Origin of the sequence: Streptomyces clavuligerus (genome assembly GCF_005519465.1) — a bacterium.
Classification (GTDB): domain Bacteria; phylum Actinomycetota; class Actinomycetes; order Streptomycetales; family Streptomycetaceae; genus Streptomyces; species Streptomyces clavuligerus.
Genome location: NZ_CP027858.1, coordinates 3,310,884 through 3,332,880, shown reverse-complemented (window position 1 = coordinate 3,332,880; position 21,997 = coordinate 3,310,884). Strand labels below are relative to the sequence as shown.

The window sequence follows — 21,997 nt, the reverse complement described above, 5'->3', positions numbered from 1 at the left end:
CGATCAGGCGGACAGGCGGGCGCGACCCTTGCTGCGGCGAGACGCGAGAATCGCGCGGCCGGCGCGGGTACGCATGCGCAGACGGAAACCGTGGGTCTTGGCCCGACGACGGTTGTTCGGCTGGAAGGTGCGCTTGCTCACTCGGGGGCTCCAGTAGTGACTCGTAGATGGCGGGGCATCGCCTGGCTGTCACCGTGCGCCCACGAGGAAGCTCGCGTCTACGCCCGAGTGCACCGCTTCACAATCACAGGGTGTGATCTTTGCCCATCGGAGGCAGGCGGCAGCAGCCATCGACAACTCGACCTGGTTACGGTACGCGCGGCTACGCCATCCGGTCAAACCAGGGCGACGGCGGGGGCCACTGTGCACAGCCTGTGGACAACAACTTGAACCGCGCGGGTCGGCCTGACTACCGTGGCTGGACTCCGGAACTTTTCCTTTCTGTCCCTTCCCGGTCGGACTCCCCCACTCCATCCCCCCGTCCCGAGAACCACACATTCGTGGGACCTGCGAGAGAGCGTGCCCTGTGGCTGACGTACCTGCCGATCTTGCCGCAGTGTGGCCGCGCGTTCTGGAGCACCTGCTCGCGGAGGGCCGGGCGGGCATCGAGCCGAAGGACAAGCAGTGGATCGAGCGCTGCCGCCCGCTGGCCCTGGTCGCGGGCACGGCGCTGCTCTCCGTTCCCAATGAGTGGGGCAAGCGGGTCCTCGAAGGCCGGCTCGCCCCGCTGATCAGCGAGACGCTGAGCCGCGAGTGCGGCGGTCCGATCCGGATCGCGATCACCGTCGACGACTCCGCCGCCGGAGCACCGGCACCGCAGGAGACCGCTCCCCAGCCGTCCGCCTACCCCCAGCACGACGAGGCACCGGGGTACCCGCCGCAGCCGGACCCGTACGGAGGGTACGGGCATCGCGCGGCCGACGAGGGGCTGCCGGAGATCCGGCCCGTCTACCCGGAGTACCAGCAGCAGCGCCCCGAGCCCGGCGCCTGGCCGCGCGCGCAGGAGGACCTGTCCTGGCAGCAGCCCCGGCTCGGCGGCTTCCCGGAGCGGGACGCGTACCAGGAGCGGGAGACCTTCCAGGACCGGGACCCGTACGCCACGGCGCGGCCGGACCGGACCCCGCACGACTACCGCTCCCCGCAGCCCCCCGCCGAGCGCCCCGGGTACGAGCAGCGCCCGGACCGCCGCGAGCTGCCCGCCCCCGCCGCACCGCACCGCGGCACCGGCGGCACGGGCCCCGGCCCGCTCGGGTCACCGTCCCCGGCGGCCTCCGGCCCCGGGGAGCCGCACGCCCGGCTGAACCCGAAGTACCTCTTCGACACCTTTGTGATCGGCGCGTCCAACCGCTTCGCGCACGCCGCGGCCGTCGCGGTCGCGGAGGCCCCCGCGAAGGCGTACAACCCGCTCTTCATCTATGGGGAGTCCGGGCTCGGGAAGACCCATCTCCTCCACGCCATCGGGCACTACGCGCGCAGCCTCTACCCGGGGACCCGGGTGCGGTACGTCAGCTCGGAGGAGTTCACCAACGAGTTCATCAACTCGATCCGCGACGGCAAGGGCGACGCCTTCCGCAAGCGGTACCGCGATGTGGACATCCTGCTCGTCGACGACATCCAGTTCCTGGCGAGCAAGGAGTCGACGCAGGAGGAGTTCTTCCACACGTTCAACACGCTCCACAACGCCAACAAGCAGATCGTGCTCTCCTCCGACCGGCCGCCCAAGCAGCTCATGACGCTGGAGGACCGGCTCCGAAACCGCTTCGAGTGGGGGCTGACCACCGATGTGCAGCCGCCGGAGCTGGAGACGCGAATCGCGATCCTGCGCAAGAAGGCGGTCCAGGAGCAGTTGAACGCGCCGCCGGAGGTGCTGGAGTTCATCGCCTCGCGGATCTCGCGCAACATCCGTGAGCTGGAGGGCGCGCTGATCCGGGTGACGGCCTTCGCCTCGCTCAACCGGCAGCCGGTGGATCTGGGGCTCACCGAGATCGTGCTGAAGGATCTGATCCCCGGCGGCGAGGACAGCGCTCCGGAGATCACCGCGGGCGCGATCATGGCGGCGACGGCGGACTACTTCGGTCTGACGGTGGAGGACCTGTGCGGCTCCTCCCGCAGCCGGGTCCTGGTCACCGCCCGGCAGATCGCCATGTACCTCTGCCGTGAGCTGACGGATCTGTCGCTGCCGAAGATCGGGGCGCAGTTCGGCGGGCGCGACCATACGACCGTGATGCACGCGGACCGGAAGATCCGCGCGCTGATGGCCGAGCGGCGCTCGATCTACAACCAGGTCACCGAGCTGACCAACCGCATCAAGAACGGCTGACCCCGGGGCCCCTCAGCGGCCCCTCAGCGGCCGTACGGTGCGCTACGGCGCCCTTCGCCGCCCCTCGGCGTCGCGTCCGCCCCCTCGGCGCCCTCGCCGTCGCGTCCGCCCGCGCGGCCCCGTACACCCCCGCCCGCGGCGTCCCGCGTGCCGTCCTCGACCCCCGTCCGCAGTGCCCCGGGAGCCCCTCCCGGGGCACTTCTCATGTCCTCCGCCGCCGTGGTCGACCGCCCCACCGGCTTGGCGATGTTCGATTAGGGAGGTGTGTCACCGTGTTCTCCACAGGTCGGGCGGAAATCCACCGTCCACAGCCTGGGGACTCAAAAGTTGTCCAGACGCTGTCCACAGGTGCGCCTGGGGAAAGATCATCACACCAGGTCAGGTGCCTGTGGAATTGTGGCAAACCGTGATCCACAGCCCGTGGACAGAGCGGGCGTCCACAGGGGGCCCGCGCGGTTGTCCACCGCCCGTCCCCAGGCTGGAGGCAGTTGCCCACAGCTTCTCCACAGCCTTGTCCACTGTTCGGCAACGTCCAGGCCCCTCTCACCGTGTCGAGTGAAAGGCGTCACACCGATGCGCGGGGTTGGGCTGTGGGGAACCGGGGTAAAACTGGGGACACAGCTGGGGAGAACTCCCCGTGGGCTGTGCATGGCCTGTGCAGAACTTTTCGCTGTCCACAGGAACCCCCGGTTGTCCACCGGCTCCATCCCCAGGGGCAGTGGATAAAAAACCGCCTCTGACCTGCGAAAACGGGGTTATCCACGGTATCCACAGGCCCTACTACTACTCCCACATAGAGTTACCGGGGAAATCGCTTCGAAGTGGGGACTGTGGACAACTCGCCTCCCCGAGCCGCGACACCCTGGGGCACGACTTGACCCCGACCCGTGCCGACTGTCAGTGCGGTGCGTCAGACTGGTCCCCGGCAACACAGCCGACGAGAAGGCCAGCAAGGCGAGCCAGCAACAGCAGGAGGCGGTTTCCGGTGAAGATCCGGGTTGAGCGCGATGTACTCGCGGAGGCGGTGGCCTGGGTGGCCCGGAGCCTCCCGGCCCGTCCGCCGGCGCCCGTGCTCGCGGGCCTGCTGCTGAAGGCGGAGGACGGCGCCCTCAGCTTCTCCAGCTTCGACTACGAGGTCTCCGCCCGCGTCTCCGTCGAGGCCGAGGTCGACGAGGACGGCACGGTCCTGGTCTCCGGCCGCCTTCTCGCCGACATCTGCCGCGCCCTCCCCAACCGCCCCGTGGAGATTTCCACAGACGGTGTACGGGCGACCGTGGTCTGCGGCTCCTCCCGCTTCACCCTCCACACCCTGCCGGTGGAGGAGTACCCGGCGCTGCCGGAGATGCCGACCGCGACCGGCACCGTGCCCGGTGAGGTCTTCGCCTCCGCCGCCGCCCAGGTCGCCATCGCCGCCGGACGGGACGACACCCTCCCGGTGCTCACCGGTGTGCGGATCGAGATCGAGGGCGACACCGTCACCCTCGCCTCCACCGACCGCTACCGCTTCGCCGTCCGCGAGTTCCTGTGGAAGCCGGAGAACCCGGAGGCGTCCGCCGTCGCACTGGTGCCCGCGAAGACGCTGCTCGACACCGCCAAGTCGCTGACCAGCGGTGACACGGTCACTCTCGCGCTCTCCGGCTCCGGCAAGGGCGAGGGCCTGATCGGTTTCGAGGGCGCGGGCCGCCGCACCACCACCCGGCTGCTCGAAGGCGATCTGCCGAAGTACCGCACGCTCTTCCCGACCGAGTTCAACTCGGTGGCGGTCATCGAGACCGCGCCGTTCGTCGAGGCCGTCAAGCGCGTGGCCCTCGTCGCCGAGCGGAACACCCCGGTCCGGCTGAGCTTCGAGCAGGGTGTGCTGATCCTGGAGGCAGGCTCCAGCGACGACGCACAGGCTGTGGAGCGCGTCGACGCGCACCTGGAGGGCGACGACATCTCCATCGCCTTCAACCCGACCTTCCTGCTCGACGGGCTGAGCGCGATCGACTCCCCGGTCGCCCAGCTCTCGTTCACCACCTCGACCAAGCCCGCGCTGCTCAGCGGCAAGCCCGCCGTGGACGCCGAGGCGGACGAGGCGTACAAGTACCTGATCATGCCCGTACGACTCTCGGGCTGAGCCCCCGCGGGGGCGCCGGAGCGCGTTCGGCCGACGACGGGCCTGTCCCCACCCGGGCAGGCCCGTCGGGCTGTACGGCACACCCCGGCGTAGGCTCGGAACCGTTCACGCACCACGACGCTTAAGGACATGAGATGCAGCTCGGCCTCGTCGGCCTCGGGAAAATGGGCGGCAACATGCGCGAGCGCATCCGCCGCGCGGGCCACACCGTCATCGGCTACGACCGCAACCCGGACATCTCCGATGTCCACAGCCTCCAGGAGCTTGTGGACAGCCTGGAGGGCCCCCGGGTGGTGTGGGTGATGGTCCCGGCCGGAGCCGCGACCCAGTCCACCATCGACGAGCTGGCCGAGCTGCTCTCCCCCGGCGACATCGTCGTGGACGGCGGCAACTCCCGCTGGACCGAGGACGAGCGCCACGCCGTCGAGCTGGGCATCAAGGGCATCGGCTTTGTGGACTGCGGTGTCTCCGGCGGTGTCTGGGGCCTGGAGAACGGCTACGCGCTGATGTACGGCGGTGCCCCCGAGCACGTCGCCCAGGTGCAGCCGGTCTTCGACGCGCTCAAGCCGTCCGGCCCCTACGGCTCCGTCCACGCGGGCAAGGTCGGCGCCGGGCACTTCGCGAAGATGGTCCACAACGGCATCGAGTACGCCATGATGCAGGCGTACGCCGAGGGCTGGGAGCTGCTGGAGAAGGTCGACTCCGTCACCGATGTGCGCGAGGTCTTCCGCTCCTGGCAGGAGGGCACCGTCATCCGCTCCTGGCTGCTCGACCTCGCGGTCAACGCCCTGGACGAGGACGAGCACCTGGACAAGCTGCGCGGCTACGCCGAGGACAGCGGCGAGGGCCGGTGGACGGTCGAGGCCGCCATCGACAACGCCGTGCCGCTGCCCGCGATCACCGCCTCGCTGTTCGCGCGGTTCGCCTCCCGTCAGGACGACTCCCCGCAGATGAAGATGATCGCCGCGCTGCGCAACCAGTTCGGCGGCCACGCGGTGGAGACCAAGTAACACACCCTTCAGCCGGGGGAGGTCGGCGAGATCCATGCATGTCACGCATCTGTCGCTGGCCGACTTCCGTTCGTACGCCCGGGTCGAGGTCCCGCTCGGCCCGGGCGTCAGCTCGTTCGTGGGGGCGAACGGGCAGGGCAAGACCAATCTGGTGGAGGCGGTCGGCTATCTGGCCACACTCGCCAGCCACCGGGTCGCGTCGGACGCGCCCCTGGTCCGGGCCGGTGCCCAGCGCGCGGTGATCAGGGCCGCCGTCACCCAGGGGGACCGCTCCCAGCTCATTGAGCTGGAGCTGAACCCGGGCCGGGCCAACCGGGCCAGGATCAATCGGTCCTCGCAGGTCAGGCCGCGGGACGCGCTGGGGATCGTACGGACGGTGCTGTTCGCGCCGGAGGATCTGGCGCTGGTGAAGGGCGACCCGGGCGACCGCCGCCGCTTCCTCGACGAACTGATCACCGCGCGCTCACCCCGGATGGCGGGCGTCCGCTCCGACTACGAGCGGGTGCTCAAGCAGCGCAACACCCTGCTGAAGTCCGCGGCCCTGGCCCGGCGGCACGGCGGGAGCCGGTCCGGCGCGGACCTGTCCACGCTGGACGTCTGGGACCAGCATCTGGCCCGGGTCGGCGCGGAGCTGCTGGCCCGGCGGCTCGACCTGGTGGCCACCCTGCGCCCGCTGGCGGACAAGGCGTACGAGTCGCTGGCCCCGGGCGGCGGACCGCTGGAGCTGGAATACCGTTCCTCCGCCGGTGCCACCGCCCCGCCGGAGGACGGTGCCGAGGGCCGCGAGGAGCTGTACGGGCTGCTGCTCGAAGCGCTCGGCGAGGCCCGCAAGCAGGAGATCGAACGCGGGGTCACCCTCGTCGGACCGCACCGGGACGAGCTGCTGCTGAAGCTGGGTGAGCTGCCCGCGAAGGGGTACGCGAGCCACGGCGAGTCCTGGTCGTACGCGCTGGCGCTGCGGCTGGCCTCGTACGAGCTGCTGCGTTCCGAGGGCCATGAACCGGTGCTCGTGCTGGACGACGTCTTCGCCGAGCTGGACGCCAAACGGCGCGAGCGGCTGGCGGAACTGGTCGCTCCGGGCGAGCAGGTCCTTGTCACGGCGGCGGTGGACGACGATGTGCCCCAAGTGCTCAGCGGCGCGCGGTACGCGGTCTCCGGTGGAGAGGTGACACGGGTATGAACGGCGTCCCCTCCACCGGACCCGGGGCGGGGGCACCCGGCGGACCCGGTGCATCCCGTTCCGCCGCGTCCCCCGCGGAGCCGGTGGGTCCCGCGTCCACGACGGCGTCCCCGGTCCCCGGGGCCGCTTCCTCCGGTGTGGACCTCGCCCGCGTCGCCCTGCGCGCGGCCAAGGAGCAGGCCCGCGCGCGCGGCGCGGCGGCCCAGGAGAAGCGCCAGGCCAGAAGGGGCGGAGGGCTTCGCTCCGGCGCGCGCGCCGACGGTCGTGACCCGCTGCCGCTCGGTGCGGCGATCCATCGGCTGCTCGCCGAGCGCGGCTGGGAGACCCCGGCGGCGGTGGGCGGGGTGATGGGCCGCTGGCCCCAGATCGTCGGCGAGGACCTGGCCAAGCACTGTGTCCCGCTGCGGTACGACGAGGCCCCGGACGAGCGGGTGCTGACCGTGCAGTGCGACTCCACGGCGTGGGCGACGCAGCTCCGACTGCTGGCCCCCCGGCTGGTGGCCCGGCTCAACGAGGACCTGGGGCCAGGCACCGTACGGATGATCAAGGTGCTGGGTCCCGGGGCCCCGAAGAAGGGGTACGGCCCGCTGCGCGCGCCGGGCAGCAGGGGCCCGGGCGACACCTATGGCTGAGCCTCTGCCCCCCGGTGTCGATTTGCCCATCTTTCTTAAGGTTCGATGAGTTTTCAGCCACGGCCCGTCCCTGCGGAATGATCGATTCAGCCGTGCGGGGGCAGCCGTGTCTCCTCGCGCCGGACCCCGTTCCGTGATAGGTGCGTCACCGGTTTCGCCCATTGACAGGCCAAAGCGCTCAACGCCCGTGTGAGCCTCCTGGAGCCCCTTCCCGGATATGGGGAGTCGGACCGACGGGGTTGAGGGCGGCACATGCGGACTCAGCTACCGGCAAACCCCCATTCGTGTCAGTGGTACCGGTAGACTGGTGGACAATCCCGCCACCTTGCGGAACATGTCGAACGACGCAGCCGCTCCCGCATGCCCGGAGAACGGCTTGTGCTGTGCCAGAAAGGGCGCTTCGTGGCCGATTCCGGCAACCCCAACGAGAACAACCCGTCCACCCCCGTCGGCTCGTCGGGTGAGGTCACCGCCTCGTACGACGCCAGCGCGATCACCGTCCTCGAAGGGTTGGACGCGGTCCGCAAGCGCCCCGGCATGTACATCGGCTCGACCGGTGAGCGTGGGCTTCATCACCTGGTGTACGAGGTCGTCGACAACTCCGTCGACGAGGCTCTGGCCGGGCACGCGGACACGATCCAGGTGACGATCCTGGCCGACGGCGGTGTCCGGGTCGTCGACAACGGCCGTGGCATCCCTGTGGGCATCGTCCCCTCGGAGAACAAGCCCGCCGTCGAGGTCGTGCTCACGGTCCTGCACGCGGGCGGCAAGTTCGGCGGCGGCGGCTACGCGGTCTCCGGCGGTCTGCACGGCGTCGGCGTCTCCGTGGTGAACGCCCTGTCGACCAAGGTCGCCGTCGACGTCAAGACGGACGGCTACCGCTGGACCCAGGACTACAAGCTCGGCGTCCCCACCGCCCCCCTGGCGCGGAACGAGGAGACGGCGGAGACGGGCACCTCGGTCACCTTCTGGGCCGACGGCGACATCTTCGAGACCACCGAGTACTCCTTCGAGACGCTGTCGCGCCGCTTCCAGGAGATGGCCTTCCTCAACAAGGGCCTGACCCTGACGCTGACCGACGAGCGCGAGTCGGCCAAGGCGACGTCCGGCGCCGACACCGCCGAGGAGGCGGAGCAGGAGCAGGTCCGCACGGTCACGTACTACTACGAGGGCGGCATCGTCGACTTCGTGAAGTACCTGAACTCGCGCAAGGGTGAGCTGATCCACCCCACCGTGATCGACATCGAGGCCGAGGACAAGGAGCGGATGCTCTCGGTCGAGATCGCGATGCAGTGGAACTCGCAGTACACCGAGGGTGTGTACTCCTTCGCGAACACGATCCACACCCATGAGGGCGGTACCCACGAGGAGGGCTTCCGCGCCGCGCTCACCGGTCTGGTCAATCGTTACGCCCGGGACAAGAAGCTGCTCCGGGAGAAGGACGACAACCTCTCCGGCGAGGACATCCGCGAGGGTCTGACCGCGATCATCTCGGTCAAGCTGGGCGAGCCGCAGTTCGAGGGCCAGACCAAGACCAAGCTGGGCAACACCGAGGCGAAGACCTTTGTCCAGAAGGTCGTGCACGAGCACCTGACCGACTGGTTCGACCGCAACCCGAACGAGGCGGCGGACATCGTCCGCAAGGCCATCCAGGCGCAGACGGCCCGGGTCGCCGCCCGCAAGGCCCGTGACCTCACCCGGCGCAAGGGTCTGCTGGAGTCGGCCTCGCTGCCCGGAAAGCTCAGCGACTGCCAGTCCAACGACCCCACCAAGTGCGAGATCTTCATCGTCGAGGGTGACTCCGCCGGTGGCTCGGCGAAGTCCGGCCGCAACCCGATGTACCAGGCCATCCTGCCCATCCGCGGCAAGATCCTGAACGTCGAGAAGGCGCGGATCGACAAGATCCTCCAGAACACCGAGGTCCAGGCGCTGATCTCCGCCTTCGGCACCGGTATCCACGAGGACTTCGACATCGAGAAGCTCCGCTATCACAAGATCATCCTGATGGCGGACGCCGACGTCGACGGTCAGCACATCAACACCCTGCTGCTGACCTTCCTCTTCCGCTTCATGCGTCCGCTGGTCGAGGCCGGGCATGTCTTCCTCTCCCGCCCGCCGCTCTACAAGATCAAGTGGGGCCGGGACGACTTCGAGTACGCCTACTCCGACCGTGAGCGCGACGCCCTGGTCGAGCTGGGCAAGCAGCAGGGCAAGCGGATTCGCGAGGACTCGATCCAGCGCTTCAAGGGTCTGGGCGAGATGAACGCCGAGGAACTGCGCGTCACCACCATGGACGTCGAGCACCGGGTGCTCGGCCAGGTCACGCTGGACGACGCCGCCCAGGCCGACGACCTGTTCTCGGTGCTGATGGGTGAGGACGTCGAGGCCCGGCGCTCCTTCATCCAGCGCAACGCCAAGGACGTCCGCTTCCTCGACATCTGAGTCGGTCTCTGCTGACCGCACGAAAGGACTGAAGACCAGCAATGGCCGACGAGACCTCCACCCCCGCCGCCGCGGAAGAAGAGCAGCCGCAGATGCGTATCGAGCCCGTCGGGCTCGAAACCGAGATGCAGCGCTCCTACCTCGACTACGCGATGTCCGTCATCGTGTCGCGCGCGCTGCCCGATGTACGGGACGGCCTCAAGCCCGTCCACCGCCGGGTGCTCTACGCGATGTACGACGGCGGCTACCGGCCCGAGAAGGGCTTCTACAAGTGCGCCCGTGTCGTCGGTGACGTCATGGGTACCTACCACCCGCACGGCGACACCTCGATCTACGACGCCCTGGTGCGACTGGCGCAGCCGTGGTCCATGCGGATGCCGCTCGTCGACTCCAACGGAAACTTCGGCTCCCCGGGCAATGACCCCGCCGCCGCCATGCGCTACACCGAGTGCAAGATGGCGCCGCTCTCGATGGAGATGCTGCGGGACATCGACGAGGACACCGTCGACTTCCAGGACAACTACGACGGCCGGAACCAGGAGCCGACCGTCCTCCCGGCCCGTATCCCGAACCTGCTGGTCAACGGCTCGGCGGGGATCGCGGTCGGGATGGCGACCAATATCCCGCCGCACAATCTGCGCGAGGTCGCGGCCGGTGCCCAGTGGGCGCTGGAGCACCCGGAGTCCTCCCACGAGGAGCTGCTGGACGCGCTGATCGAGCGGATCAAGGGCCCGGACTTCCCGACCGGCGCCCTGGTCGTGGGCCGCAAGGGCATCGAGGAGGCGTACCGGACCGGCCGCGGCTCCATCACCATGCGCGCGGTGGTCGAGGTCGAGGAGATCCAGAACCGCCAGTGCCTGGTGGTCACGGAGCTGCCGTACCAGGTCAACCCGGACAACCTCGCGCAGAAGATCGCCGACCTGGTGAAGGACGGCAGGATCGGCGGCATCGCCGACGTCCGCGACGAGACCTCCTCCCGCACCGGTCAGCGGCTGGTCATCGTGCTCAAGCGCGACGCGGTCGCCAAGGTCGTGCTCAACAACCTGTACAAGCACACCGACCTCCAGACCAACTTCGGCGCGAACATGCTGGCGCTGGTCGACGGGGTGCCGCGCACCCTGTCGCTGGACGCCTTCATCCGCCACTGGGTGACCCACCAGATCGAGGTCGTCGTCCGGCGGACGCGGTTCCGGCTGCGCAAGGCGGAGGAGCGGGCGCACATCCTGCGCGGTCTGCTCAAGGCGCTGGACTCCATCGACGAGGTCATCGCGCTGATCCGGCGCAGCGACACGGTCGAGATCGCCCGCGCGGGCCTGATGGACCTGCTCTCCATCGACGAGGTCCAGGCCAACGCCATCCTGGAGATGCAGCTCCGCCGGCTGGCCGCGCTGGAGCGCCAGAAGATCCTCCAGGAGCACGCCGAGCTCCAGGAGAAGATCAACGAGTACAACGCGATCCTGGCCTCGCCGGAGAAGCAGCGCCGGATCGTCAGCGAAGAGCTGGCCGTGATCGTCGAGAAGTACGGCGACGACCGCCGCAGCCAGCTCGTGCCCTTCGACGGCGACATGTCCATCGAGGACCTGATCGCCGAGGAGGACATCGTCGTCACCATCAGCCGGGGCGGCTATGTGAAGCGCACCCGGACGGACGACTACCGCTCGCAGAAGCGCGGCGGCAAGGGCGTCCGGGGGACGAAGCTCAAGGAAGACGACATCGTCGACCACTTCTTCGTCTCCACCACCCACCACTGGCTGCTCTTCTTCACCAACAAGGGGCGGGTCTACCGCGCCAAGGCGTACGAGCTGCCGGACGCGGGCCGGGACGCGCGGGGTCAGCATGTGGCCAATCTGCTCGCCTTCCAGCCGGACGAGCGGATCGCCCAGATCCTCGCCGTACGGGACTACGAGGCCGCGCCGTACCTGGTGCTCGCCACCAAGGCCGGCCTGGTCAAGAAGACCCCGCTGAAGGACTACGACTCGCCGCGCTCGGGCGGTGTCATCGCGATCAACCTCCGGGAGACGGACAACGGCGCCGAGGGCACCGCCGACGAGCTGATCGGCGCCGAGCTGGTGTCGGCCGCGGACGACCTGCTGCTCATCAGCAAGAAGGCCCAGTCGATCCGGTTCACCGCGACGGACGAGGCGCTGCGCCCGATGGGGCGCGCCACCTCGGGCGTCAAGGGGATGAGTTTCCGCGAAGGGGACGAACTCCTCTCGATGAATGTGGTGCGGCCGGGTACGTTCGTGTTCACCGCCACAGATGGTGGGTACGCGAAGCGAACCGCGGTGGACGAATATCGCGTCCAAGGACGTGGGGGCCTGGGTATCAAGGCCGCCAAGATCGTTGAAGACCGTGGATCGCTCGTGGGCGCGCTGGTGGTGGAGGAGTCCGATGAGATTCTCGCCATCACCCTCGGCGGCGGTGTGATTCGTACGCGAGTCAACGAAGTCAGGGAGACGGGCCGTGACACCATGGGCGTCCAACTGATCAATCTGGGCAAGCGGGATGCCGTTGTCGGTATCGCCCGTAACGCCGAAGCAGGGCATGAGGCCGACGAGGTCGACGGGACCGACGAGGCCGCGGTGGTTGATGGGACCGACACCGGTACGGCCGTGTCGGAAGGCGAGGGCACGGAGCCCTCGGCCGGGGAGCGCGAGGAGTAGAAGCGTGAGTGGAGCCACGGGCGCCGGTTCGGCCGCTGGAGCGGCTGGAGCAGCTGGAAAGAACGGTGCCCGTGGCTCCGCCGCGGACTCCCAGGGGGGAACCGCGACGGAGACCCGGGGGCCCAAGACCCCCTTCGACAAGCCGAAGCCCGCAGCCGGAGCCGGAGCGACCGGTCCGGCCGCTCCCAAGCCCGCGGCCGGGCAGCCCTACCGCCCCCCGCAGGCCTACCAGGCGCCGCACGCCGACGAGGCCGAGTCGGCCATGCGGCTGGCCCGTACCGGCGCCAAGACGACCCCCCGCACCCGCAAGGCGCGGCTGCGGGTGGCCAAGGCCGACCCGTGGTCGGTGATGAAGGTCAGCTTCCTGATCTCCATCGCGCTGGGCATCTGTACGATCATCGCCGCCGCGGTGCTGTGGATGGTCATGGACGCCATGGGCGTCTTCTCCACGGTCGGCGGGACGATCAGCGAGGCCACCGGCTCGAACGAGAACAACGGCTTCGACCTCCAGTCGTTCCTGTCGCTGCCCCGGGTGCTGATCTTCACCTCCGTGGTCGCGGTGATCGATGTGGTCCTGGCCACAGCGCTGGCCACCCTCGGCGCCTTCATCTACAACCTCTCCGCCGGTTTCGTGGGCGGCGTCGAGCTGACGCTGGCGGAGGACGAGTAACCGGGCCCCGGCCCCGTCGGACCGGATTTGGGAACAGCGCGTCACGTGCGCTAATCTTCAGAGGTCAGCGCAGAGCGCGGCGGGGCTATAGCTCAGTTGGTTAGAGCGCATCCCTGATAAGGATGAGGCCACAGGTTCAAATCCTGTTAGCCCCACCAGCACGAAAAGACCCCCGGTCCACCAGGATCGGGGGTCTTTCGCGTCGGTGGTCGAAGTGGCGGAGTGGGCCGGGGACGCACAGGTCACCGAACGGTATCGGTCGGTGTGTATAGTCGGGCGGCAGAAGTCCTCATACGTCATACGCCAAGGAAAGACGAGGTCGCGCGGTGAAGAAGCTTCTCCTGGTCGCACTGGCCGCCATCGGCGGGCTCCTCGTGTACCGCCAGATCCAGGCGGATCGCGCCGAGCAGGATCTGTGGACGGAGGCGACTGACTCCGTGCCCGCAGGTTCGGGTGTGTGAGACACGCACGGTATTCGACTGAGCCCCGGTGCCCTTGAGGCGGCCGGGGCTCAGTGCTGTTCCGGGGGGTGGTGAGCGCCGGGACTTTTCGCTTGTGAAGGATTTCTCGGGGGCGTGTGAAGAGGGCGTGTCCGGCGGGGCGGGACACGGGCGCGCGGGGCGGGTCAGGCCGCGGCGAGGGCCCAGAAGCCGACGGTGAAGCAGATCAGCGCCAGGATCAGCACCGGTACGACGATCTTCGCGGGTGGTCCCTGGGGCCTGCGGGCCGGGCGGGTGGCCGGTGCGGGCGTCGGTGGCGCCGGGATCGGGACCGGCAGCGGGTGGGCGGGGTATCCGCCGGTGAGGGGCGCGGGGGCCGGGTGCGGTGACTCGGCGGCGTACGGGTAGCGCGGGTCCGGGACGTGCGGGGCGACCGGGGTCGGGGTGGGGTCCTGTGCCAGGGGCAGCGGTGGCGGGGTGAGCGGCATGGCCGGGTGCGGCGGTGGCGTGGGCGGCTGACGCGGTGGCGGGGGCACGGTGAGGCCGCCCGTCCCCGGGTGCGCCGTCGGCGGCAGCGGAGGGCGGGCCGCCCCCTGCTGCGCGGAGACGCCCGTTCCGCCGTGCAGGGGTGCCGTGGGGGCCGTTCCGCTGTGCGGGGAGGACGGCATCGGTCCGGGGCCCGTGCCGAGGCGCGGGGGCGGCAGCGGCGCGGAGGCGCCCGTTCCGCCGTGGGGGGTGTGCGCGGTGCCCGAGGAGCGGGGGACAGCCGCCGACGGTGCTCCCTGGGGCACGGGTGGCGCCGGTGTCTCCTGTGCCTGGCGGGGGCTGCGGGGAGCGGGCACCCCCGGCATACCGTGCGCACCGCCGGGAGGAGCCCAGGGGCCACCGGCTCCCGGACCGCCGCCGGAGGGGGCCGAAGCGGCCGAGGAGGTGTCGCCGGACGCGGTACCGGAGGCCGCCGAGCGCAGCAGACCGGAGGGCGGCGTGTTCTCGGGGCCGCCGGGGCCGAACCCCGGCGGCAGCGGGCCCAGTTGGTCGAATATCTCCACCGGTTCGTCGTCGGGGCCGCTCTCGGGAAGCAGTTCCACGGCGGCGGCGAGGGCCTTCCGGGCCCCCGTCGCCGTACGGAACCGGGCGGCGGGGTCGGGCTGGATCAGCCCCGCGAGCACCTGCCACAGCGGCTCCGGTATCCCCCGGGGAGCACCGGGGGTGCCATGGGCGGTGAAGAAGTCCACCAGGGCCTTGGTGTCGGGTTTCTGACCCTCCAGCAGATAGAGGGCGACCAGGCCGACGGCGAAGAGATCGGCGGGGAAGTCCGGCTCCGCGCCCTCGACCTGCTCGGGGGCGAAGTAACCGGGCGTACCCACGACATAGTTGGTCTCGGTCAGCCGGGGCTCGCCCTTGCGCATGGAGATGCCGAAGTCGGACAGGCGCAGATGGGGGCGGCCCGTCCCGGTGGCCTCCATCAGGATGTTCGCCGGTTTGATGTCGCGGTGCACCACGCCCTCGGCGTGCACCGCGGCGAGCCCGGAGAGGAGTTGGTCCAGCAGGGCGCACACATAGCGCGGCGGGAGCGGGCCGTAGTCGCCGATCACGTGCGCGAGTGATCCGCCGCCCACGAGATCCATGGTGAAGAGGACTTTGTCGTCGTCCGCGGCCCAGCTCGCCGGGGCCAGGACATGGGGATGGTCGATCCGCAGGGCCTGCTCGCGGACGAAGCGCAGCAGGGTGTGCGCGTCGCTCTGCTGGAGCACCTTGGCCGCCACATAGCGGCGGCGCCGGTGGTCCCAGGCGCGCCAGACCGCGCCGACCCCTCCGCGTCCGATCGGGTCGACCAGCTCGTACCGGCCGGCGAAGACCTCACCCATGGTGCCGCGTCCGCTCCCCGTCCCTCATGAGGCTCTGGTCCGTTCCGGGGCCGGCCTCGGTCGTCAGCTCTGGTGGGACTCGTAGTGCGCCACGGCGTCCGCGGTGCGCCCGGCCCCGTACACCCGCAGGAACTCTGCCAGCTCCGGATGGGTCGGGGCGAGGGAGTTCGCCGCGTCGATGATGTCCCCCGCGGCGGACACGGACCGCAGCAGCGACTGGATCTCCCGGACGACCCGGCGGACGGTCGGCGCCCCCGAGCTGTTGGTGGTCTGGCTGTTCGCGGTCAGGACGGAGCCTCCCTGCGACTTCTTGATCTCCTCCATGCGGTCGGTGGCCTCCACCGCGCTGACGCTGCCGTCGGCCACCTGTCCGGCCAACTCCTGGAGCGCCTGGACCCGTTGGACCACGGCCGGGTTGCCGATCTTGGCCCGCTGGCCGCTCATGAGCTGGGAGAGCATGGGGGCGGAGAGGCCCAGCACCGCCGCGAGACGCGCCTGGTTCAGCCCCAGATCGTCTATCAGCCTGCGGAACAGGGCCCCCAGGGGCTCCCCGTACCAGCTTCGCTGTAGCTCCCGGGCTCTTGCGGTCGTCTCCTGCTGAGCGGCGTCCATGCGCGTCTCCCCATCGCTTCCCCAAGCGGGCTTCGCTGCTGCGAACCACGTCGAGCATCTTACGGAGAGTGGTCGCCCACCGGGAGACCTCAATGTTTTGGAGGATCACCGGGAACACCCGGTACTCTGGTCTGCGGCAGTGGCCGGGACGGAGCAGTCCAGGGCCGTTCTGTCGCTTCGGGGCCTTAGCTCAGTTGGTAGAGCGCTGTCTTTGCATGGCAGATGTCAGGGGTTCGACTCCCCTAGGCTCCACTGCACCAGACCCCTCTGACCTGCGGAAACGCAGGCAGAGGGGTCTTTTTGCGCTCGGGGTGCGGCGGGGTGGTGCCCCGGTGGGGCCGGGGAGGGCCAAAGGGGTCAGAGCACCCGGCCGTCCGGCCTGGTGCGGGCGAGTACGGAGCGCAGGCCCGCCACGAGTTCGTCGGCGTCTTCCTGGGTGAAGATCAGCGGGGGGTTGACGATGAGGGCGTTGCCGTTGGCGCGCAGCAGGATGCCCGCCCGCTCGCGCAGGGCCTCGGCGACGGCGGCGCCCGGCAGCGGCTCCCGGGTTCCGCGGTCGGCGACCAGTTCGACACCGAGCATCAGACCGGTCTGCCGGACGTCCCCGACGATCGGCAGATCGCTCAGCTCGGCCAGGCGTTTGCCCAGGTAGGCGCCGACGGTGCTGGCGTTGTCGAGCAGATTCTCGCGCTCGATGATGTCCAGGTTGGCCAGGGCCACCGCGCAGGCCGTGGCATGGCCGCTGTAGGTGAAGCCCGCCGGGAAGCCCTGGTCGCCGACGACCTCGTCGGCGACGGCCTCGGTGGTCAGGACGGCGCCGTGCGGCACATACCCCGAGGTGATGCCCTTGGCGGTGACCATGATGTCCGGGACCACGCCGAAGTGGTCGGCGGCGAACCAGTGCCCGGTGCGCCCGTACCCCGTGATCACCTCGTCGGAGATCAGCAGGATGCCGTAGGAGTGCAGCAGCTCGGCGACCCGGGGCCAGTAGTCGGCGGGCGGGGCCGCGGCGCCGACCGCGCCCATGATCGGCTCGCCGATCATCGCCGCGATCCGCTCCGGGCCGATCCGGTCGATGGTCTCGCGCAGTTCGGCGAGGCAGAAGTCGGTGACGTCGGAACCGGCGAACAGCTCCCGGCGGTAGGGCTGCGGCGGGGTCAGGAAGTCGACGTCCGGGAGGGAGGGGCCGAAGCCCTGGTGGTAGGCGGGGAAGCCGGTGACGCCGCCGCTGCCGTATCCGACGCCGTGGTAGGCCGACCGGCGGGAGAGTATCCAGGTACGGGCGGACTCCCCGCGCCGGTGGTGGTAGAGCCGGGCCATCCGCAGGGCGATCTCGTTGCCCTCGGCCCCGCCGCTGGTGAAGTAGACGCGGGTCAGCGGCTCCGGGCTCAGCCCCACCAGCCGTGCCGCCAGCTCCACCGCCCGGTCGTTGCTGATCGTCCCCCAGGTGTGGAAGTACTCCAGCCGGGCCATCTGCTCGGCCGCGACCCGGGCCAGCTCGGCCCGGCCGTGGCCCACCTGGGTCACCCCGAGGACGGCGCTCGCGTCCAGGTACTCCCGGCCGTCGGTGTCGCGGACCCGGCTGCCGGACCCCGAGGTCAGCACGATCCGTTCCGCGGTGTTTCCGGAGAGGGTGGGGTGGATGAGGGTGGCACGGTCCAGTGCTTCGAGTCCGGAGCCGGGCACGGTCGGGAGCGCGGAGATTGCTGTGGTCAAGGCGGGACCTCCTCAGGGAATGGCGATGAGCGCCTTGACCAGGCTGGGTACGGGGGCTTGCCTTCCGTTGGACGTCCCGCTGAGCACCCCGTCGAGCCCGGTGCCCCGAAGCGCCGCGCGCGCGGTGCGCGCCGTGCCGTCCGGCGGGTGCGGACCCCGGCGGGCACCCCGGCGGACGGCCCGCCGACTGGCGCGGCGTCAGACGGAACTCAAGGGCGGAGTGGGACGGTCGAGCCGCTTTCGGCGCACGTCAATGGAGGGCGCCGCGAACCGGAGGAGCCAGGGTGAAGTCCATTCTCTTCTATCTGCCAACGGTCGGCAGTCATGCGCAGGTCCAGCGGGGTATGGCGGGGGTCAATCCGCAGAACTACCAGAACATGCTCCGGCAGCTCACCCGGCAGGCGCAGGCGGCCGACGAACTCGGCTACTGGGGACTGTCCTTCACCGAGCACCACTTCCACACCGAGGGTTTCGAGGTCTCCAACAACCCGATCATGCTGGGGCTCTACCTCGGCATGCAGACCCGGCACATCCGGGTCGGCCAGATGGCCAACGTCCTGCCGCTGCACAATCCGCTGCGGCTGGCCGAGGATCTGGCGATGCTCGACCACATGACCCGGGGCCGCGCCTTCGTCGGGATCGCGCGCGGGTTCCAGAAGCGCTGGGCCGACATCATGGGGCAGGTGTACGGGGTCGGCGGCACCCTGTCCGACGCCGGGGAGCGGGACCGGCGCAATCGTGCCCTCTTCGAGGAGCACTGGGAGATCATCAAGAAGGCGTGGACGACCGAGACGTTCACCCACTCCGGGGAGCAGTGGACGATCCCGGTGCCGGACCTGGAGTTCCCCTACGAGGCGGTGCGCCGCTACGGCCGGGGCCTCGACGAGAACGGCGTCATCCGCGAGGTGGGCATCGCGCCCAAGCCCTACCAGCGCCCCCACCCGCCCGTCTTCCAGCCGTTCAGCTTCAGTGAGGACACGTTCCGGTTCTGTGCCCGGGAGGGCGTGGTGCCGATCCTGATGAACACCGACGACCAGATCGTCGCCCGGCTGATGGACATCTACCGGGAGGAGGCCGAGGCGGCGGGCCACGGCACCCTGCGGCGGGGCGAGCGGGTCGGGGTGATGAAGGACGTCCTGGTCTCCCGGGACTCCGGCGAGGCCCACCACTGGGCGTCCCGCGGCGGCGGCTTCATCTTCGAGAACTGGTTCGGCCCCATGGGCTTCACCGAGGCGCTGCGCGCGACCGGCGAGACGGGTCCGATCGGCTCGGACTACAAGACCCTGGTCGACCGGGGGCTGGAGTGGGTCGGCACCCCGGACGACATCAACCGCATGATCGAGAAGCTGGTGGAGCGGCACGATCCGGAGTATCTGCTCCAGTGCCAGTACTCCGGGCTGATCCCGCACGATGTCCAGCTGCGCAGCCTGGAGCTGTGGGCCACCGAGATCGCCCCCAACTGGCTCTGAGTCTCCGGCCACGACCGACCTGTTGTCCGGGGGGATCGAACAAGGAGGTCAGCGGTGGAATGCCGCATATTCGAGATCGACGAACTGCCGTTGCTGAACGGGGAGGTCCTGCGGGACGCCCGGATCGGTTACGCCATGTACGGCACGCCGAACGCCGACGGGACGAACGTGGTGCTCTGTCCGTCGTTCTTCGGCCGGGACCACACCGGGTACGACTGGCTGATCGGTGCGGGGCTGCCGCTGGACACCCGGCGGTACTGCGTCGTCACCGCCGGACTCTTCGGCAACGGGGTCTCCAGCTCGCCCGGCAACCACCCGTCGGGGTCCCGCTTTCCGCTGATCACTCCGCAGGACAATGTCGCGGCGCAGCACCGGCTGCTCACCGAGGAGCTGGGGGTACGGGAACTGGCCCTGGTCACGGGCTGGTCGATGGGCGCGGCCCACGCCTACCAGTGGGCCGTGTCGCATCCGGGGATGGTGCGCCGGATCGCCCCGATCTGCGGGGCGCCGGTGAGCAGCCCGCACAGCCTGGTCCTGCTGTCCGGTCTGGCCGCGGCGCTCAGCGCCGACGCCGGGGAGCGGGGGCGGAAGGCGGCGGGCCGGGTGTTCGCCGGGTGGGGGACCTCGCGTTCCTTCTGGGCCCGCCGTGCCCACCGGGAGCTGGGTTTCGCCACCCGCGAGGAGTACCTCACCGGCTTCTGGGAGCAGGTCTTCCTCTCCGGGCCCGGCGCCGCGGATCTGCTCACCATGGTGCGCACCTGGGAGAACACGGATGTGGGGGCGACACCCGGGGCCGGGGGGAGCGTCGAGGCGGCGCTGGCCTCCGTCACGGCGCGGGCCGTGGTGCTGCCGGGCGCCCTGGACGTGTGTTTCGCCGTCGAGGACGAGAAGCGGGTGGCCGATCTGCTGCCGTATGCCTCGCTGGAGGTGATCCCGGGAGTGTGGGGGCATCTCGCGGGGTCCGGGGGGTCGGCCGCCGACCGGGAGTTCATCGGGGGCGCGCTGCGGCGGCTGCTGGACAGCCCGGTGGACGGGGGCTGAGCAGCGCGGGCACCGTGCGGGCGGCGTGGCGCCTGTGGTGGCTGCCGGCGCGGGCGGTGCGGTGCCGGTGGCGCCTGCGGCACGGTCGGGTGCGGTCGGTGCGGAACGGTGGGGAGCCGGGTGCGGGAGGACGTCCTCCCGCACCCGGCTCTGTCCGTCCCCCGGCGGGGCGGCGGTCCGCCGGGCGCTTCAGGTGTACGGGCCCGGGCGGGACCGCCGTACAGGCGGGCGCGTCCGGTGCGCGGGGGCGGTCGGGCGGTGGCCCGGGGCGGGGGTTCAGCCGCCCGCTGCCGGACCCGGGGGCTCAGCCGCGCGGTGCCGGACCGTGGGCCCCGGACCGTGGGTTCAGCCGCGCGGTGTCGGACCCGGGAGCTCAGCCGCGCGGTGTGAAGGCGACGACGTCGCCCGCGCGCTCGCCGCCGGAGAGCTGTCCATTGCGGTCGGTGCGGATGTAGACGCGGTGCAGCCAGCGGTCCTTCCCGTCCCAGCGGGGCGAGAACGGCGTCCGCGCGTGCGTGGTGCGGAAGTTGTCGACGATCAGCAGATCGCCGGGCTCCAGATACACCGCCTCCGTGACCTCGTCGAGCGCCTTGGACAGGGCGGCGACGGCCTCCTTGTCCGCGGGGTCCTCCGGCGCCAGCAGCTCGCGGTCGTACCCGAGGAAGGGATCGTCCGCGTCCCCGTAGAGCGGTTTGACCTGGGCGATGGCGCCCGGGTCGTCCACCCCGCCGCGGAAGGCCACATCCACGCAGCAGGGCATCCTCCGGTCGAGGAGCCGGGCCCGGGTCCTCTCGTCCAGCAGGGGCAGCGCCTTGCGGACCGAGGCGACGAGTGTGGCCGCCGTGCGCTCGTGGTCGGCCCGGGAGCAGGCCAGCATGACGTAGTTCGGCTGGAGCCGGTGGTAGGCCATCTCCGTGTGGAACTCCAGCAGCGTCTCGGAGGTCTCCGAGGACAGGTGGTGCGCGCCGGGCGACGGGTACACGTCGTGGTAGACCGTGCCCGAGCGCAGCTCCCGGTACCCCGTGTGCAGACCGAGCCGGCGGCCCACCAGTCCGAGCATGGCCTCCATGGTCAGCAGGGAGCGGTCCTCGGGCGCCGGGGTGCTGCTCGGGGTGGTGGGGAGGTCGGCGTCGGCCTCCACCGGGAGGCCGCGCAGCAGCAGATGGCCGTCCTCGCTGCCCTCGGCGTTGAAGGTGTCCAGCGCGGTGGCGAGGGCGCCGGGGAGCGAGGCGGCGGCTGTGTGCGCGGCGTCCAGGAAGGCGTACAGGTCGGCCCGGGGGGTCCGGGGCAGCCGGGCGGCGAGCGCGCGCAGCTCGGGGCCGTACGCGGTGCAGTCCACTGAGGTCATGGTGGTGTGGTTCCTTTCCTTGGTTCCTCGTGCCGGTGGTGCTGTGCTGTGCCGTGCGATGTGGTGCTGTGCGGTGCTGTGCTGTCCGGTGGGGACCGGCCACGGTGTGGGGGACGGGGCGGACGTGGTGCCCACTGTGCGGAGCGCTCCTTGTGCGGCTGTGGATGTTCCTCTTGCAGCGAGCGGCCCGGATCGCCGCTCCGGCCGGGGCGGGCCGGGGTGGCCGCGCGGGCCCTGGCGGGCGCCCGGGCGGCGGCGCGTGGGGTCCCGTACCGGCGCTCACCGCCGCTCACCGGCGGGCACGGGTCCCCATCGGGCGCCCGGCGGCGGCTGTCGGTGCCGTGTCAAGCGCTTGGAAAGGGCGGCGGTGTTGGCTGGAGGACGGGAGAGGGAACGGGGGAGAACGGCGGATGGCGGGGAGGACGGGGGAGGGCCAAGGACGGCCCGGTTCCGGTCACCCCCCCCGGTTC

At 70.5% G+C, this 21,997-nt stretch carries 16 protein-coding genes and 2 tRNA genes; 13 read left to right on the top strand and 5 right to left on the bottom strand.

The genetic code is table 11. From position 1 onward, the window contains the following. Positions 1-3 precede the first annotated feature (3 nt). On the bottom strand, positions 4-141 hold the full coding sequence (gene rpmH, locus CRV15_RS13960; RefSeq protein ID WP_003956500.1) for a 50S ribosomal protein L34: 138 nt from the start codon (positions 139-141) through the stop codon (positions 4-6). 385 nt (positions 142-526) lie between these two features. Between rpmH and dnaA the strand changes: the two genes are divergently transcribed. The 10 genes from dnaA to CRV15_RS36300 all read left to right on the top strand — a co-directional run bounded on the left by dnaA (position 527) and on the right by CRV15_RS36300 (position 13,494). Continuing rightward, positions 527-2,320 (top strand): chromosomal replication initiator protein DnaA, encoded by a 1,794-nt coding sequence (gene dnaA / locus CRV15_RS13955; RefSeq protein ID WP_003961108.1) that lies wholly within the window; start codon positions 527-529, stop codon positions 2,318-2,320. 985 nt (positions 2,321-3,305) lie between these two features. Then, positions 3,306-4,436 carry a DNA polymerase III subunit beta gene (gene dnaN, locus CRV15_RS13945; protein WP_003958719.1) on the top strand — a complete coding sequence of 377 codons (1,131 nt, stop codon included), beginning with the start codon at positions 3,306-3,308 and terminating at the stop codon, positions 4,434-4,436. 134 nt (positions 4,437-4,570) lie between these two features. Further along, a complete protein-coding gene (gene gnd / locus CRV15_RS13940; protein ID WP_003958718.1) occupies positions 4,571-5,446 on the top strand; it encodes a phosphogluconate dehydrogenase (NAD(+)-dependent, decarboxylating) in 876 nt (291 codons plus the stop codon). 34 nt (positions 5,447-5,480) lie between these two features. After that, positions 5,481-6,626 carry a DNA replication/repair protein RecF gene (recF, locus tag CRV15_RS13935; protein ID WP_003958717.1) on the top strand — a complete coding sequence of 382 codons (1,146 nt, stop codon included), beginning with the start codon at positions 5,481-5,483 and terminating at the stop codon, positions 6,624-6,626. Next, positions 6,623-7,258, top strand: coding sequence for a DciA family protein (locus tag CRV15_RS13930; protein ID WP_003961109.1), 636 nt, complete (start codon positions 6,623-6,625; stop codon positions 7,256-7,258). The genes recF and CRV15_RS13930 overlap by 4 nt, the downstream gene beginning before the upstream one ends. Positions 7,259-7,636: 378 nt before the next feature. Continuing rightward, positions 7,637-9,700 (top strand): DNA topoisomerase (ATP-hydrolyzing) subunit B, encoded by a 2,064-nt coding sequence (gene gyrB / locus CRV15_RS13925; protein WP_009996841.1) that lies wholly within the window; start codon positions 7,637-7,639, stop codon positions 9,698-9,700. 41 nt (positions 9,701-9,741) lie between these two features. Then, positions 9,742-12,363, top strand: coding sequence for a DNA gyrase subunit A (gyrA, locus tag CRV15_RS13920; RefSeq protein ID WP_003958714.1), 2,622 nt, complete (start codon positions 9,742-9,744; stop codon positions 12,361-12,363). Between the two features lie 4 nt (positions 12,364-12,367). Next, positions 12,368-13,033, top strand: a complete 666-nt coding sequence (locus CRV15_RS13915; RefSeq protein WP_003958713.1) for a DUF3566 domain-containing protein — start codon at positions 12,368-12,370, stop codon at positions 13,031-13,033. Between the two features lie 81 nt (positions 13,034-13,114). After that, positions 13,115-13,191, top strand: a tRNA-Ile gene (locus CRV15_RS13910). Between the two features lie 168 nt (positions 13,192-13,359). After that, positions 13,360-13,494 (top strand): DLW-39 family protein, encoded by a 135-nt coding sequence (locus tag CRV15_RS36300; protein ID WP_003958712.1) that lies wholly within the window; start codon positions 13,360-13,362, stop codon positions 13,492-13,494. A gap of 164 nt (positions 13,495-13,658) precedes the next feature. Here the strand turns inward: CRV15_RS36300 and CRV15_RS13900 are convergent, their stop codons facing one another. Both CRV15_RS13900 and CRV15_RS13895 read right to left on the bottom strand, forming a co-directional pair. Beyond that, a complete protein-coding gene (locus CRV15_RS13900; RefSeq protein WP_003958711.1) occupies positions 13,659-15,341 on the bottom strand; it encodes a serine/threonine-protein kinase in 1,683 nt (560 codons plus the stop codon). Positions 15,342-15,404: 63 nt separating this feature from the next. Then, complete coding sequence (locus CRV15_RS13895; RefSeq protein WP_003958710.1) at positions 15,405-15,953, bottom strand: helix-turn-helix domain-containing protein; 549 nt, start codon at positions 15,951-15,953, stop codon at positions 15,405-15,407. A gap of 179 nt (positions 15,954-16,132) precedes the next feature. On the opposite strand from CRV15_RS13895, the gene CRV15_RS13890 reads away from it, so the two are divergent. Beyond that, positions 16,133-16,205 (top strand) — tRNA-Ala (locus tag CRV15_RS13890). A 105-nt stretch (positions 16,206-16,310) separates the two neighbouring features. Here the strand turns inward: CRV15_RS13890 and CRV15_RS13885 are convergent. Continuing rightward, a complete protein-coding gene (locus tag CRV15_RS13885; protein WP_003961111.1) occupies positions 16,311-17,669 on the bottom strand; it encodes an aminotransferase family protein in 1,359 nt (452 codons plus the stop codon). Positions 17,670-17,953: 284 nt separating this feature from the next. Here CRV15_RS13885 and CRV15_RS13880 point away from each other — a divergent pair, with 284 nt between their 5' ends. Together CRV15_RS13880 and CRV15_RS13875 are read left to right on the top strand one after the other, a co-directional pair. After that, positions 17,954-19,138 (top strand): LLM class flavin-dependent oxidoreductase, encoded by a 1,185-nt coding sequence (locus CRV15_RS13880; RefSeq protein WP_003961112.1) that lies wholly within the window; start codon positions 17,954-17,956, stop codon positions 19,136-19,138. A 54-nt stretch (positions 19,139-19,192) separates the two neighbouring features. Then, the gene (locus CRV15_RS13875; protein ID WP_003961113.1) at positions 19,193-20,179 is read left to right on the top strand and encodes an alpha/beta fold hydrolase; all 987 of its coding nucleotides are present in this window, start codon (positions 19,193-19,195) and stop codon (positions 20,177-20,179) included. A gap of 373 nt (positions 20,180-20,552) precedes the next feature. On the opposite strand, the gene cs1 is transcribed toward CRV15_RS13875, so the two are convergent. Next, positions 20,553-21,527, bottom strand: coding sequence for a clavaminate synthase Cs1 (cs1, locus tag CRV15_RS13870; protein WP_003961114.1), 975 nt, complete (start codon positions 21,525-21,527; stop codon positions 20,553-20,555). Positions 21,528-21,997 lie beyond the last annotated feature (470 nt).